This window comes from Pseudomonas fontis (assembly GCF_028656955.1).
GTDB lineage: Bacteria > Pseudomonadota > Gammaproteobacteria > Pseudomonadales > Pseudomonadaceae > Aquipseudomonas > Aquipseudomonas fontis.
In genome coordinates this window covers 1-14,343 of record NZ_JAMDGY010000087.1, presented here as the reverse complement: position 1 = coordinate 14,343, position 14,343 = coordinate 1, and the positions used below count along the sequence as shown (strand labels likewise).

The following is a 14,343-nucleotide window of genomic DNA, read 5'->3' as shown; positions in this document are numbered from 1 at the left end:
TGACCTGTGAGCAGGCCTATGAGGGCCTTACGAAGTAGGGGGGGGAGTTCGGCAGAACGCCGGAGGAGGGGTGGTGGCCTGCGCAAAACCCCAGCTGTAGGCCGCATTCCACCGTTTGCAAAACCACAGAAAGCACGATATTTTGAGTACCCTGCATGAGGCATAAAGTTAATAAAATCAGATACTTAGCGATCTTTCATCCGCTGCATGGGGTGCAAGGGGTCGAGTGTTCGAATCACTCCGTCCCGACCATTTATTTAAACAATCAAGCCACCTTCGGGTGGCTTTTTTGTTTTCTGCGTTAACGGCTCGGAGCTGCGCGTACGGGGCCGGAAAGCGCTGATTCTGTTTGAACGAACTAACTCCCTATCTCAATATGACACGCCGCTATAAGGCTCGAGTTCTGCACGTCAGTTGGCAACAAAAACTGTTTGCCGGGTTGTAGATGCCCCGTGGGCGTAGTTGCTGTTGCTCAGAAAACTAAAGTGGTAGCGACTTGAGTACTACATCCTACAAGAAGAAAGGATTGCTCCTACATCGGTTCATGGTTTGAAACGAACCCAGTCGTTTCACCGCGTATGGATTAGCCAAAACCCTCAATAAAATAGACACTTCTGTATTCCATGTAATCCATTTCCCTATCATACTTTCGCCGCTCATAAGCCATTGCGCCAACCTTGATAGCTCTCTAGTCTCTCCCTCGTCGTTGCCAATTCAACGACCGGTTTTGACAGGCCGTTTTCATCGAGGTCATGTGCATGTCTTTATGGCGACTGTGCGTGGGGCACCTCTGTGTGCGCCGAGTTCCCGATGATCGGTCTGTCAACCCGCGTACAGTTGCCACCCATTTGTTTGACAGCAGATTCGTGGCGACTCCACTCATCGGAGGCACCATGCTAAAAATCGTCCCAGACCCACCCCGCACGTCCCTTGAGGACACCCTCATCCAAATCACGGAACACCTCAACGGTGCCCATTCCGTGGCCCAGCAGGCCCTGCTCGGCACCCCGAGGCCGCCCGAACATGGGCTGAACCTGGCCACCCTGCACGAAATCGAACGCGCCCAGTTGCTGGTCGAATTCGCTTTGAACAAGTTGCAGACGCACTAAGGCCGCGAAAGCCGGGAGTGTTCCCCATGAACAAGGGCAATACCGCAATGCGTTTACAAAGCTGCACCACCGTCGGCGTCGGCTCCTTCGGCGAAGGCGAGGGCGGCAAGGGCGCGCCACGGCTGTTTCGGGTCGAGCCGGGGCACCGCGCAGACTTCGTGCTGGAGCAATCGGCCATGCTGATGGGGTGCGTCTACACACTCACCCAGCAAGCAGCGATCGAGCAGGACGGCACCCTGGTGTGGGCCGCGCACTTTCTCAGCGGCATGGCGAAAGCACTGACCGAAGATGTAGCGCATTCGCTGTTCGTAGGTGAGGGCTGAACGCGCCTAGCGCGTCGTCCAGCCGCCATCCACCACCAAGTCTGCACCCGCCATGAAGGAGGAGTCGTCGCTGGCGAGAAACGCCGCGGCAGCGGCGACTTCCTCCGGGCGGCCCAGGCGTTTGAGCACGGTCTGGCTTTCAAACACGGCACGCATCGCGCCAGGGTCAGCACTGCTGGCGAACACATCCTCCAACAATTGCGTAGTCACCGGGCCCGGGCACAGGCAGTTCACCCGGATGCCCTGCGGGCCATGGTCAATCGCCAACGCTTTGCTGAGCATCACCACGCCGCCTTTCGAAGCACAATACGCCGCGACCCCAGCCTCACCCACCAGGCCCAGTTCGGAGGCAATGTTGATGATCACGCCAGCGCCTTGCTGCTGCATTTGGGGGATTACCGCACGGGAGCACAGGAACACGCCTTTCAAATTGACCGCCATCAACTGGTCCCACTCATCCTCGGTGGTGGTGACGACGGTTTTGGCAAACTCGATGCCGGCGTTGTTCACCAGAATATCAATGCGGCCATAGTGTTCGAGGGTCTGGCGCATCAGAGCCTTGACCTGCGCATCGTTGCTCACGTCGGTGCGGATCGAGCGCGCCCGGTCGGCGCTATCACTCAGTGCCAGGGCTTCTGCGCTGGCATCATTTACATCGGCCAGGACGACAGTGGCGCCCTCGTTGATGAAGCGTTGGGCAATGGCCAGGCCAATGCCACGCTGTGCGCCGGTAATGATCGCGACTTTGTTCGCCAGTCTCATGGGCTTACCTTCAGGGTTCAGTGGACGATGCGTGCGGTTGTCTTGATAGCACACACCACGCCACGCTGCAGTAATGGGCAAGCGCCCTACAGGATCCGGCTACCGGCCTGCATCCGCCCAGCCATAGCCTTGCGCTCACGCCGCACATCCGCTGCGGGCATGGGAGCACACCGATCATGTCGAACATCCAAGGCAAAGTTATCGCAATCACCGGCGCCAGCAGCGGCATAGGCGAAGCCACTGCGCGGCTGCTGGCCAGTCGCGGGGCGAAAGTCGTGCTGGGTGCCAGGCGCACCGAGCGTCTTGAAGTCATCGCCGGCGATATTCGCACGGCCGGTGGCGAGGTAGCGTTCCAGGCACTGGACGTGACTGACCGCCAGGACGTGCAGGCGTTCATCGATTTCACGGTCGCCCAGTTTGGTCGGGTGGATGTGCTGCTGAACAACGCCGGGGTCATGCCGCTGTCCAGGCTCGACGCGGTGAAGGTGGAGGAGTGGGACCGCATGATCGATGTGAACATCCGCGGCGTGCTCCACGGTATCGCGGCTACCCTGCCGCTGATGCAGCGCCAGCGCAGCGGGCAGATCATCAATATGGCGTCGATTGGTGCCTACGCGGTCAGCCCGACGGCGGCGGTGTACTGCGCCACCAAGTATGCGGTGCGGGCGATTTCTGATGGTTTGCGCCAGGAGGTTGGGGGGGATATCCGGGTGACGGTCATTTCGCCGGGCGTGACGGAGTCGGAGCTGGCAGACAGCATTTCCGATGAAGGCGGGCGGAATTTGATGAAGGAGTTTCGGCGTATCGCCATTCCGGCAGATGCCATTGCCCGCGCGGTTGCCTATGCGGTCGAGCAGCCCGCTGAGGTGGATGTCAGCGAGCTGATCGTGCGGCCTACGGCGAGCCCGCATTAAGTAGAGACGGTTGGTGGGGCTGCTATGCAGCCCATCGCCGGCAAGGCCGACGATGAAGCCGCTGGCATGGGGCGCCAATGGCGCCCTTGGGGTGGCAGGTTGTATGAAGCGTTACGGCTTACTCGGCTTTCGCCGCGTCTACCTGTTTAACGGCGATGGCTTCGCTTGAGGGGTGAGCCCCCTGGAAAACTTGCTGGAACAGCGGCGTGAGCATTTTCGCACCGCGCTCGCTCAAGTGGTCATCGTCAACATAAATCGGCACACCGCCTACATCGCCCGTGCAACGACCATTGCTGCAAAGATAAGGCACGGGGTCGAGAATGGTGACACCGCAGCGTTTCGCAGCGATATCCAGCGTTTCCAGAGCGAAGGCCTGACGCTGTTTGTATTCATCCAACGAAATCGATACTTCGCGTCGTGTGCCCTGCATGAGTGCACGCCCCATGGTGTTTGGAACGTTCACGCCCATCTCGGGAATGGGGCTGAGCATATAGACCGGCCTGGACTTTGCGAGCTCACAGGTGGTTTCAATGATGTCTTCGCGCATTTTAATGCTAAAGGCGTCACTCTTGAATTTCGCGTCCTTGAACCTGGTTTGCTCCAAAGACGAAGCCAGCGGTGTGTCAACTTCATTAGGCCCGGCGTTGTACAGGCTTATACGGTTAACAATTACCACGGGTACATTGGCAGGGAGTTTTTTGCTTTCAGCTACAACCCACTGTATGAAATCACCGCAACGGAAGTTCTTTTCGTCACTCTCGATATCTCTGGACAGCGGGCAGGAATAGGCGATCCATCCCAGTGTGCGGCCTTGCGGGGCTGATGCCGCGAATGCGTTTACGGTGGCAGCGGCATGGCTATCACCAACAACCACGGCGGCTATATTGTCGCCATCGCCATACGTACAAGCCGGTACCGGGCTGGCACCATTGAGCATCTTGGTTGAACTGGCAGAGCATTCTTCCGCCCTAGGGTTTTTATTCTCGCTTTCGGCGAACACGGCATTCAGTTCGGGGGAGAAGCGCCCCGGGAAACCTTGTTGTGCTCGGACCAGCAGGGTCGGCAGGGTTACCAGCAGGATGGCCGCCAGCAATGCCCCGGCGCTGACGAGCGATGGCATGCGAGTCAGGGAGTTGCGCGTCGGTATTTCGATCACGCGATAGGACAACCAACCAAACACCACGGTCAATAGCAGGCCGATGGCGATGAAGCTGGCGTCGCCCTGTCGCTGAAGGTAGACCAGGGCAACAACGAATGGCCAATGCCAGAGGTACAGCGAGTAAGAGCAGTTACCCAGCCATTGTGCTACACGGCTTCCAGTGAAGAGTGAGCCTTGGCGTGCCGCGATCAGAATCAGTACGGTGCCCATGACCGGGACCATTGCCCGCCATCCTGGCCAATTGCTGCTGGCATCAAACAAGACGATGGAGGCAATGATCATGGCAAAGCCGATGGCTTCCACAATCTTCTTCGAGCGCTCGGCAAGCATCAGCTTGTTGGCCATTAGGTAGACCATGCCGCCCGCCAACATCTCCCATGCCCGGGTCGGTAGCAGATAGAACGCGGCCGATGGGTTTTTGGGGGATAAAAAGACACACAGCAGCAACGACAGCAGTAGGCCTAGACCCACAATGAAGGTTGCAGGGCCTCTGCCGGGGCGAATTTTCCAGAGGGTGACCAGCACCAGCGGGAGGATAATATAAAACTGCCACTCTACCGAGAGTGACCACGTGTGCAGCAACAGTTTTTCGCTGGAGGCGGAGTCAAAGTAACCGGCCTCCAGGAAGTATTTAATATTTGAAATAAAACCCAGTGAGCTGACGGCATGTGTGCCAAGGATCTTGTAGTCGATGGGAGACAATACCAGCCACCCGCAGCCCATTAAGAAGGCGCAGAGTACAGCAAGCGCGGGGATAATTCGCTTGCCCCTTGAGAGGTAAAAATTAAGAATAGAAAATGATGTATTGGCACTGGTTTTGTTCGAGCTTTTTTCAAGGCCGGATACTATTATTCCGGTCATCAGGAAGCCTGAGATGACAAAGAATATATCCACGCCGACAAAGCCGCCGTAAAATCCAGCAATGCCGAAGTGGTAGAGAATTACGGACACCACAGCCCAGGCACGAAGCCCGTTTATGTCGTCCCTGAATGCAGATTTCTTTGGTGTCATGTCGTGGCTCATGCGATGTTTAAGTGATGCACTTCTGGTGTAAGTGTGTAGGGGCTAAGCAGTGTTTTGTAGTTATCTTGTTGTCCTGCGGATGCGACACTAATCTACTAGGTGCTGGAGTCGCAGGCCTGAGGGGCCACAGTGATCATCATCTATTTCATGACAATTCAGCTATCTTCTGAGGTATTCGCAGAGGGTACGATTTTGCCATCAAACGGCCGATGATACCTCACTTTCAGGCCTGAATTGTGCAGCCGATAGTATTCGCCTGACGGACACCATGTTTCGTCAGATGAGGTTCGACGGCCCAGCTTCCTTGAGCCTACTTCAGGTGATGAGGTTGTGTTGCGAGGTGGTGTTGCTGCGCAGCCCATCGCCGGCCTTGCCGGCGATGGGCTGCGCAGCAATATTGAGCATGGTCTACCAAAGAGCAGGAGGGGCACTCAGCGCCTGGGCGAATACCTCAATGGCCCGCTCCACATCCGCCGCGCTGGTAAACCGCCCCACGCTCAAGCGCACGCTGCTCAACGCCTGTGCCGGCTCCAGGCCCAACGCCAGCAACACATGCGAAGGCGCATGGCTGGCCGAGTTGCAGGCCGAGGTGGAGGAGAGCGCCAGGCTCCCCGCCAACTGATTGCTGTTGAAGCCGCTCTTGGTGATGCACAGGTTCAAGGTGTGCGGTATCCGCTGCTGCGCGCTGCCATTGAGCGTCACACCCGGCAGGCTCAGTAGCCCCTCGCACAAGCGCTCGTGCAACTGGCCAATACGCGCATTCTCCACCTCGGCCAATTGCCCCGCCAAGGCAAACGCAGTGCCCATGCCGACAATCTGGTGCGTGGCCAAGGTCCCCGAACGCAAGCCGCCTTCATGGCCACCGCCGTGAATCTGTGCCTTCAAGGCCGCGCGGGCACGCGGGCCGACGTACAGCGCGCCAATACCCTTGGGGCCATACACCTTGTGCGCCGAGAACGACATCAGGTCGACCGGCAATTGCCCCAAATCGATCACCACCTTGCCCACCGCCTGCGCCGCATCCACATGCAGCAGGGCGCCGTGCTCACGCACGATCTGGCCAATGCGCGCCACATCGGTCAGCGTGCCCAGCTCGTTGTTTACCAGCATCAGCGAGACCAGCAGGGTGTCTTCGCGCAGTGCCGCCTTGACCGCTTCAGGCTGGATCAAGCCCTGCGCATCCGGGGTCAGGCGGGTAACCGCATAACCCTGTTGCTCCAGCTCCCGCGCGGTATCCAGCACCGCCTTGTGCTCCAGGCAACTGGTGATCAGATGCCGGCGCCCGCACGCGCTGCCCTGGGCGATGCCCTTGAGCGCGAGGTTGTTGGATTCGGTCGCACCAGACGTCCAGATGATGTCGTCCACTGCCGCACCAACCGTCTCCGCTACCTGGCGCCGCGCCTGCTCCACGGCCTGGCGGGCCGATTGGCCGAAGCCATGGCCGCTGGAGGCCGGGTTGCCGAAATTACCTTCACGGCCCAGGCAGGCAACCATGGTTTCGATAACCCGTTCATCAACGGGGGTAGTGGCGGCGTAGTCCAGGTACAACGGTGGTGTGCGCATGGCGTGTTCGCTTCATTTTCGAGTAGGGGTAGAGCCGCCTTTGCAGGTCGGTTTCGCTGTAAAAAGAGTACTAACGTCTGCGGTGAAAATTTTTGATATTCGTTCGAGGTTGATGGCCGGGAGTGAAAAATAATTCGCTTTGCATAACAATAATTAGGAATAAAATCTGCACAACGCTTTTAAAGGCATAGGCTTATGCCAAGGCGCACACAAAAAGCGTTTGGCGCTGCACTCAGGGGAGGGGTAATGGACAAGTTCGATCGGGCGATTCTCGGCATCCTGCAAAACGATTGCACGCGCTCGGTGGCCGACATTGCCGAGCGCATCGGCCTGGGCAGCACGGCCTGTTGGCGGCGTATCCAGAAGCTCGAGGAAGCCGGGGTGATCGACAAGCGCGTGGCGCTGCTCAGCCCGCAGCGGCTGAATGTGGCGGTCAGTGTGTTCGCTGCGCTGCGCACCAATCAGCACAACGCCACTTGGTTGCAGCAGTTTCATGACGCGGTAGGCGCACTGCCCGAGGTGGTCGAGTGCTACCGCATGGCCGGGGATACCGACTACCTGCTGCGCATCGTGGTGGCGGATATTGCCGGGTATGACGCGGTGTACAAGCAGCTGATCCGCATCCCGGGGATCACCGATGTGAGCTCAAGCTTTGCCATGGAACAGATCAAGTTCACCACCGGGTTGCCGCTGCAGTATGCGTCGTTTGGGGAGTGAGGGTTGTGCGGGGCTGACGACCCCATCGCCGGCAAGGCCGGCTCCCACAGGGGCCCTGGACCATCCAGCCCTCGATCCCTATACTCCAGCCTTCTAGCAATTCCCTGTCGTCCGCGCATTCGCTGTTTCACAGCCTTGCAACGTCGATCACCAGGCCACGCTCAGTGGCCCGACGCAATGCGTCGAAGCACCTTCCCAGCCCCAGGCTGCGGACCTCAAACCATTCGCGGTAGCGCTTGCCGACTCAGCGTGCCTGTGCCTGCGTATTTTCGGTCTTCCGGTGTTTCGACAGCGTTGCAATGGGGCTCGCCGCCCATCGCACCCTGCGCAAACGGCCGTCTCGCCGCCTTGGCCCACAGGCCATGGACGCTGCGAAACTGAAAGGAAAACACGATGCAAGCAACAGCGTTTTTTCAACTCTCGACCGCCACAACCCTCCTGCTACTGCTGGGCTTCTACGGCGCCACCTTCCTCCTCTCCCTGCTGATTCGCGAACGCAACGAAAATGTCGATGGCTTCATGGTGGCCAACAGCGCCGTCGGTTTCGGCCTGTCATCGGCCAGCATGATCGCCACCTGGATCTGGGCCGCCTCCTTCTACGCCAGCGCCACCTCAGGCTTCAAGTACGGGCTGTCCGGGCCCCTGCACTACGGCTTCTGGGGGGCGCTGATGATCCTGTTCATCTACCCCTTCGGCAAACGCTTCCGGCAACTGGCACCCAACGCGCACACCCTGGCGGAGATCCTTCATGCCCGCCACGGCACCTCCAGCCAGATAATCATGGCCGTGTCGAACATCATCGGCAGCTGCATCAGCCTGATGGTCAACTTCACCGCCGCCGGTGCGCTGGTGTCGATGCTCAGCCCACTGAGCTTCATCCAAGGGGTGCTGATCGCCGGGCTGGGCGTGCTCTCGTACACCCTTTGGTCGGGCTTTCGCGCCTCGGTCATGACCGACTTCGCGCAACTGGTGGCGATGATCCTTGCCGCCGTGATCATCATCCCGCTGATCTTCTTCAATGCCGGCGGGCCCGACCTGCTGGCAGCCAATATGTGGCGGCTGAGTGCCGAGCAGGCGGACTTCTATTCCACCACGGCGATTCTCGAACAGGGCGCGCCGTACTTCGTTGCGGTGCTGGCCTACGCCATCGGCAACCAGACTATCGCCCAGCGCTTGTTTGCCGTGCGTGAAGACTTGATCAAACCGACCTTCCTGATTGCCACTCTTGGCTATGGCGCCATCGTGATCGGCCTGGGCATGTTGGGCCTGCTGGCCCTGTTCACCGGGCTGGAACCGGTCAATGGCGACCTGAACAACATCATTCCGCAAATGGCCTCGACCTACTTGCCGCCACTGGGCATTGCGCTGTTCTTCATCCTGGTGATCGGTTCGCTGTCCTCGACTGCCGACTCGGACCTTGCCGCGCTCTCGGCGATCGTGATGACCGACGTGTATGGCAAGAACATCGCCCGTGGCCGACCCGACCCGCGCCGCATGCTGTGGTGGGGCCGCGCAACCATGGTGGTGGCGACGTTGTTCGGGGTGATTTTCGCCAGCCTGCAGTTCGATATCCTGGTCATGCTGGTGTTTGTCGGCGCGCTGTGGGGCGCGATTGTGTTCCCGGTAATTGCCAGCTGCTACTGGGACCGTGTCAGCAACCGCGCGTTTGTCTGGGCAGTGCTGTCTGCCGTGCTGCTGTTCAGCGTGGTGCGCTTTGAGCTGGTGCCCATCGAGGGCGCCGTGGCGGTGTTCTTCGAGGTGTGCGCGGCGCTGGGCGGTGCGGTGGTGCTGGGGCTGATGGCCTTCGGCTTCTTTGGCCGCACGGCGGCGCTGCTGGTGGCGGCGCTCAGCCTGCTGGTGATGCTGCCGGCGTTTATCGGCAACCTGCGTGAATACATCGTGCTGACCGGGTCGCTGACGGCCTACGGGGTCAGCACCGTGGTGTGTGTGGCGCTGAGTTGGCGCAATACCGAACGTTTCGATTTCAATCTGCTGGCTCAACGGGTGACTGCATTCCAGCACGCAAAAGTAGAGGCAGGCCCGGTCGCCAGCGGCGCTTTCGTCAAACCAGTTCAAGGCTGATTGCCTGAGGAGTGTTGCTATGTGGTTGACCGCTTATTTCTTGGTATGGCCGGCGATTTCGCTGGTGGTGTTGACGGTGTTGGTGGTGTCGCTGGGGCGTGATCTGCGCGCCGCCCGTGCGAGTGGGCAGTCGATGATCTGAGCAACTGCCGACAGGGATGTCGGCACGTTTTAACCAGCGATGTAAATTTCGTAAATAAGATATAAAGCCATTTGAGAATCATTATATTTGGCGCCTCCTGTGGCTACCCACGCAGTTTTTGGGTAGCCAGCACGCGCCCGTTTGCTGGGCGCGGCTACCTCGCTCACAAAGCAAATGGAGACGTCGCATGCAGTCCAGTACCGCCCCCAATCGCCTGGCCCTGGCGTTTGTCACATTGGCATCGCCGGCCTTGGCGATCACCTCTGCCCATGCTGAACAGGCGGCCACCGGCGAGGCGCTGATGGCGCCAGTCAGCGACAATGCGCTGGTCATTCACGAGACCATGGTCACCGCCGAGCAGGAGGCCCGCCAGGCCCTCGGCTCATCGATCATCACCGCTGAAGACATCAAGCGCCACCCGCCGGCCAACGACCTCTCCGACATCATCCGCCGCGAGCCTGGGGTCAACCTCTCGGGCAACAGTGCCAGCGGCGCCCGTGGCAACAATCGCCAGATCGACCTGCGCGGCATGGGCCCGGAGAACACCCTGATCCTTATCGATGGCAAGCCATCCAGCGCCCGCAACGCCGTGCGGTACGGCTGGAGCGGCGACCGCGACAGCCGCGGGGAAACCAACTGGGTACCGGCCGAAGCCGTCGAGCGCATCGAGATCCTGCGTGGTCCTGCGGCCGCACGCTACGGCTCCGGGGCAATGGGCGGGGTGGTGAACATCATCACCAAGCGCCCGACACAAGAACTCAAGGGCAATCTCAGCCTGTTCACCGTGATGCCCGAAGACAAGGCCGAAGGCGGCAGCAAACGCGCCAACTTCAACCTCAGTGGCGGGCTGACTGATGACCTCGCCGTGCGCCTGTACGGTGGCCTGGCCAAGACCGATGCCGACGACTTCGACATCAACTCCGGCCACGCCAGCAGCACCCTGGCCGCCGGCCGCGAAGGGGTGCGCAACAAGGACATCAACGGCCTGCTGAGCTGGAAGCTGAACGATGAGCACCGCCTGGAACTGAACAGCGGCTACAGCCGCCAGGGCAACATCTACGCCGGCGACACCATGAACAGCAACGGCGGCGGCAAGATCCCCTATATCTCCAGCCTCTACGGTGAAGAAACCAACGTGATGCAGCGCAGTACCTATGACCTCACCCACCTGGGCGATTTCATCTGGGGTACCAGCAAGTCATCGCTGACCTACGAATACGTGCGCAACTGGCGCCTGAACGAAGGCCTGGCCGGCGGCCCGGAAGGCGCGATCAATGACACCGGTTCGGCGGTATCGCGCCTGCGCAACACGCGCCTGGCCAGCGAGGTCAACCTGCCGTTCAGCGCAGGCAGCAGCGAACACGTGCTGACGCTCGGCGGTGAATACCTGTACGAGGCGCTGAACGATCAAGGCTCGTTCCTGCCGCAGTCGTACGACCCCAAGGGCGGCGCCGGCAATGCGATTGGCGGCTTCAGCCGCGGCAGTTCGAAGATGTCGGCCAAGAGTTTTGCGCTATTCAGTGAAGACAACATCAGCATTGGCGACACCATCTTCACCCCCGGCCTGCGTCTGGATCATCACGAGGAGTTCGGTGCCAACCTCAGCCCGAGCCTGAACGTGTCGCACAAGCTCACTGATGCACTCACCGTCAAAGGCGGTATCGCCCGCGCCTACAAAACCCCGAACCTGTACCAGGTCAACCCCAATTACCTGCTGTACAGCCGTGGGGCCGGGTGCAGCACGCAACAGACCAACAGGGATGGCTGCTACCTGGTGGGTAACGCCGACCTCGACCCGGAAATCAGCATCAACAAGGAAGTCGGCCTGCTCTACGACCGTGGCACCTGGCGTACCAGCGCGACCTATTTTCGCAATGACTACAAGAACAAGATCATCGGCGGCACTGACGTGATCGGCACCCTGAGCAGCGGCCGGCGCATCACTCAGTGGGAGAATGCCGGCAAGGCACTGGTCGAGGGGCTGGAGGGCAACTTCTTCGTCGAGCTGACGCCGTCGCTGGACTGGAACACCAACCTCACGCTGATGTTCAACAATGACAACCTTGAAACGGGCGACCCGCTGAGCGTGATTCCCAAGTACACGGTCAACAGCAGCCTGGACTGGCGTGCGACCGAGCAGTTGTCGTTCCAGGTGGCCGGCACCTATTTTGGCAAGCAGAAGGCGCCGTCCTATAACTACCGGACCCAGCAGAACTTCGCCGACAGCGTGCAGAAGGATGTCGAAGCCTATGGCCTGGTCGATGTCAGCACCGGCTACAAGATCAACAAGCACTACGATGTTCGCCTGGGTGTGAACAACGTGTTCGACAAGCAGATCTTGCGTGGCGGCAACGCCAGCAGTGCCGGTGCTAACACCTACAACCAACCTGGCCGGGCCCTGTTTGCGGCGTTGAATGTGTCGTTCTGATTCTGGGCTACCTTGTACCGATGCTGTGCCATTCCCTAGAGGTGAAGCGTGACCCCGACCCCAGCACCACCTGCCGCGCGGATCCTGGCTGTTGAAGACGACCCCTTACTTTCGGCGCACCTGGACAGCCATTTGCGCCGTCGCGGCTTTGACGTGACGCTGTGCCATGGCGTTGATGACGACGACGCACTGCACAGCTGGACCGGCTACGACCTGATCCTCATGGATATCCTCCTGCCGGGCCGTGATGGCCTGCAGTTGCTCGGTGAGTTGCGCCAGCGCTTCACCGTGCCGGTGATCCTGATGTCGGCACTGGGGGCCGAGCAGGACCGCATCGTCGGCTTCAGCCAGGGCGCCGACGACTACCTGCCCAAGCCGTTCAGCATGGGCGAGATGGATGTGCGCATCGACGCCGTGCTGCGGCGGGTGGCCTATGAGCGGGCGGTGCCGACACCGCTGGATGCCGAGCCGTCGCTGCTGCGCCAGAGCCATCGCATGGACATGCAGCTGGGCGACGCCGTGGTGAGTTTCACCCAGGTCGAATACCGCTTGATGGAGCTGCTGTTGGCGCACCTTGAAGAAGTGCTGAGCAAACCCTTCCTCTACCAGCGCGTGCTGCACAGGCCTTTTTCGCAGCAGGATCGTGTGCTGGACATGCACGTCAGCCATGTGCGCCGCAAGCTGGCGGCGGTTGGCTGTGGCTACCGGGTGGCCACGGTTTGGGGCAAAGGCTATGTGCTGACGAAGGTGCTGATATGACCCTGCCTGGGCGCCACTCGCTGCTGTGGAAGCTCTGTGGGCTGTTGATCGGCCTGTGCTTGCTGCTGATCTGGGTCAGCCACTCTGGTGGTGGGCATTTCGAGCGGCGCAGTTATCACCTGAGCCACGAGGCCCGGCAAACCTTGCGTGAATATGCCGCGCAGGCACAGATTGCCTGGTTGCAGGGCGGGCGTGCAGGGGTTGATCAGTGGTTGGAGCAGTTGGGTACGCACGAGGCCAGCTGGGCGCTGGTGCTCGATGCAGGTTTCGACTCGCTGAGCAGCACCCCGCTCAGCATTGTGCAGAAGCGCCATGTGTCGTTCATGCGTGAAATCGACTGGCCGATGAGCAATCGCTCGCAGGACATGCCGGCGATCAGCGTGCCGTTCCCCGCCGCGCCGGAGGAGGGCCGGCTGGTGATCCAGCTGCCTGAGCGCTTCATGCCTTCGGCGTTGCCACGCCTGGTGCGTTTGCTCGCGCACGGGGTGTTGCCGGGTTTGCTGGCGCTGCTGGCGGGGGTGTTGCTGTACCGCGTCTTGATCGGGCCCTTGGCCCATTTGCGCGCCCAGGCCAATGCGTTGCGGGCTGATCGCCTGGCCACGCGGGTGGACCCGGTGATCACTCGCAGGCAGGACGAGCTGGGTGACCTGGGGCGCGCGTTTGACCATATGGCCGAGCGCCTGGAAAAGACCGTGGCGTTGCAACAGCGCCTACTTGCCGATTTGTCCCACGAGCTGCGCACGCCGTTGACGCGCTTGCAGGTGGCGGCGGAGAACGAGCCGGACAGCGAGGTGCTGCGTGAGCGCCTGACCCGCGAGGTGCAGTGCATGCGCCAGTTGGTCGACGATACCTTGGAGCTGGTCTGGCTCGACACTGAGCGGCCACGTTTGCCGCGTGACGTTGTCGAGGTGGATGCGTTGTGGGAGATCGTGCGGGAGAACGCCAGTTTCGAGTCCGGCTGGCGCCTGGAGCAGTTGCCGACCGAGTTGGGGGAGGAGTGCCAGGTGCATGGCCATCTCAATGGCCTGGCCCAAGCCTTGGAGAACATCGTGCGCAACGCCATCCGCCATTCCCCTGCGCACGGCGAAGTGCGCCTGGGTGGGCGGCGCAATGGCGATCATTGGCATTTGTGGATCGACGATCAGGGGCCGGGTGTGGCCGAGGATGCGCTGGAGCGTATTTTCCAGCCGTTTACCCGGCTCAATGCTGCGCGTCCGGGGGGCGATGGTTTTGGTCTCGGGTTGACCATCGCGCGTTGCCGGGTGGAGCTGCAAGGCGGGCAGGTGTGGGCACAGAACCTTAACCCGGGGCTGCGCGTGTATTTGAAATTGCCGGCAGTTTAAGGCAAGCCTGGATGGCCCC

The 14,343-nt window shown here is 60.4% G+C and carries 12 protein-coding genes; 9 read left to right on the top strand and 3 right to left on the bottom strand.

All coding sequences use genetic code 11. The features are described 5' to 3' along the window. The first annotated feature begins 893 nt into the window (after positions 1 to 893). Positions 894 to 1,109, top strand: coding sequence for a hypothetical protein (locus M5G11_RS22940; protein WP_273913754.1), 216 nt, complete (start codon positions 894 to 896; stop codon positions 1,107 to 1,109). A 26-nt stretch (positions 1,110 to 1,135) separates the two neighbouring features. Next, a complete protein-coding gene (locus tag M5G11_RS22935) occupies positions 1,136 to 1,432 on the top strand; it encodes a DUF3077 domain-containing protein (RefSeq protein ID WP_273913755.1) in 297 nt (98 codons plus the stop codon). A gap of 6 nt (positions 1,433 to 1,438) precedes the next feature. Here M5G11_RS22935 and M5G11_RS22930 read toward each other — a convergent pair whose 3' ends face one another. Next, positions 1,439 to 2,194: an SDR family NAD(P)-dependent oxidoreductase gene (locus tag M5G11_RS22930; protein WP_273913756.1), complete on the bottom strand. Its 756-nt coding sequence runs from the start codon at positions 2,192 to 2,194 to the stop codon at positions 1,439 to 1,441. Between the two features lie 176 nt (positions 2,195 to 2,370). On the opposite strand from M5G11_RS22930, the gene M5G11_RS22925 reads away from it, so the two are divergent. Next, the gene (locus M5G11_RS22925; RefSeq protein WP_273913757.1) at positions 2,371 to 3,108 is read left to right on the top strand and encodes an SDR family oxidoreductase; all 738 of its coding nucleotides are present in this window, start codon (positions 2,371 to 2,373) and stop codon (positions 3,106 to 3,108) included. A gap of 118 nt (positions 3,109 to 3,226) precedes the next feature. On the opposite strand, the gene M5G11_RS22920 is transcribed toward M5G11_RS22925, so the two are convergent. After that, positions 3,227 to 5,278: an acyltransferase family protein gene (locus M5G11_RS22920; protein ID WP_273913758.1), complete on the bottom strand. Its 2,052-nt coding sequence runs from the start codon at positions 5,276 to 5,278 to the stop codon at positions 3,227 to 3,229. A 420-nt stretch (positions 5,279 to 5,698) separates the two neighbouring features. Beyond that, positions 5,699 to 6,853, bottom strand: coding sequence for a cysteine desulfurase family protein (locus tag M5G11_RS22915; protein ID WP_273913759.1), 1,155 nt, complete (start codon positions 6,851 to 6,853; stop codon positions 5,699 to 5,701). 246 nt (positions 6,854 to 7,099) lie between these two features. Between M5G11_RS22915 and M5G11_RS22910 the strand changes: the two genes are divergently transcribed. The 6 genes from M5G11_RS22910 to M5G11_RS22885 all read left to right on the top strand — a co-directional run bounded on the left by M5G11_RS22910 (position 7,100) and on the right by M5G11_RS22885 (position 14,324). Next, the gene (locus tag M5G11_RS22910) at positions 7,100 to 7,570 is read left to right on the top strand and encodes an Lrp/AsnC family transcriptional regulator (RefSeq protein ID WP_273913760.1); all 471 of its coding nucleotides are present in this window, start codon (positions 7,100 to 7,102) and stop codon (positions 7,568 to 7,570) included. A gap of 393 nt (positions 7,571 to 7,963) precedes the next feature. After that, positions 7,964 to 9,652 carry a sodium:solute symporter family protein gene (locus M5G11_RS22905; protein ID WP_273913761.1) on the top strand — a complete coding sequence of 563 codons (1,689 nt, stop codon included), beginning with the start codon at positions 7,964 to 7,966 and terminating at the stop codon, positions 9,650 to 9,652. Positions 9,653 to 9,671: 19 nt separating this feature from the next. After that, positions 9,672 to 9,794 carry a putative transporter small subunit gene (locus M5G11_RS22900; RefSeq protein ID WP_273913762.1) on the top strand — a complete coding sequence of 41 codons (123 nt, stop codon included), beginning with the start codon at positions 9,672 to 9,674 and terminating at the stop codon, positions 9,792 to 9,794. A gap of 187 nt (positions 9,795 to 9,981) precedes the next feature. After that, positions 9,982 to 12,222 (top strand): TonB-dependent siderophore receptor, encoded by a 2,241-nt coding sequence (locus M5G11_RS22895; RefSeq protein WP_273913763.1) that lies wholly within the window; start codon positions 9,982 to 9,984, stop codon positions 12,220 to 12,222. A gap of 48 nt (positions 12,223 to 12,270) precedes the next feature. Then, positions 12,271 to 12,981 (top strand): response regulator transcription factor, encoded by a 711-nt coding sequence (locus M5G11_RS22890; RefSeq protein WP_273913764.1) that lies wholly within the window; start codon positions 12,271 to 12,273, stop codon positions 12,979 to 12,981. Next, positions 12,978 to 14,324 (top strand): sensor histidine kinase, encoded by a 1,347-nt coding sequence (locus tag M5G11_RS22885; RefSeq protein WP_273913765.1) that lies wholly within the window; start codon positions 12,978 to 12,980, stop codon positions 14,322 to 14,324. The genes M5G11_RS22890 and M5G11_RS22885 overlap by 4 nt, the downstream gene beginning before the upstream one ends. The last annotated feature ends 19 nt before the right edge of the window (positions 14,325 to 14,343 follow it).

Coding starts and splice junctions, on each gene's coding strand:
- M5G11_RS22885 (WP_273913765.1), top strand. CDS start 12,978: ATGACCCTGCCTGGGCGCCACTCGCTGCTGTGGAAGCTCTGTGGGCTG.
- M5G11_RS22925 (WP_273913757.1), top strand. CDS start 2,371: ATGTCGAACATCCAAGGCAAAGTTATCGCAATCACCGGCGCCAGCAGC.
- M5G11_RS22930 (WP_273913756.1), bottom strand. CDS start 2,194: ATGAGACTGGCGAACAAAGTCGCGATCATTACCGGCGCACAGCGTGGC.
- M5G11_RS22895 (WP_273913763.1), top strand. CDS start 9,982: ATGCAGTCCAGTACCGCCCCCAATCGCCTGGCCCTGGCGTTTGTCACA.
- M5G11_RS22935 (WP_273913755.1), top strand. CDS start 1,136: ATGAACAAGGGCAATACCGCAATGCGTTTACAAAGCTGCACCACCGTC.
- M5G11_RS22905 (WP_273913761.1), top strand. CDS start 7,964: ATGCAAGCAACAGCGTTTTTTCAACTCTCGACCGCCACAACCCTCCTG.
- M5G11_RS22940 (WP_273913754.1), top strand. CDS start 894: ATGCTAAAAATCGTCCCAGACCCACCCCGCACGTCCCTTGAGGACACC.
- M5G11_RS22920 (WP_273913758.1), bottom strand. CDS start 5,278: ATGACACCAAAGAAATCTGCATTCAGGGACGACATAAACGGGCTTCGT.
- M5G11_RS22915 (WP_273913759.1), bottom strand. CDS start 6,853: ATGCGCACACCACCGTTGTACCTGGACTACGCCGCCACTACCCCCGTT.
- M5G11_RS22910 (WP_273913760.1), top strand. CDS start 7,100: ATGGACAAGTTCGATCGGGCGATTCTCGGCATCCTGCAAAACGATTGC.
- M5G11_RS22900 (WP_273913762.1), top strand. CDS start 9,672: ATGTGGTTGACCGCTTATTTCTTGGTATGGCCGGCGATTTCGCTGGTG.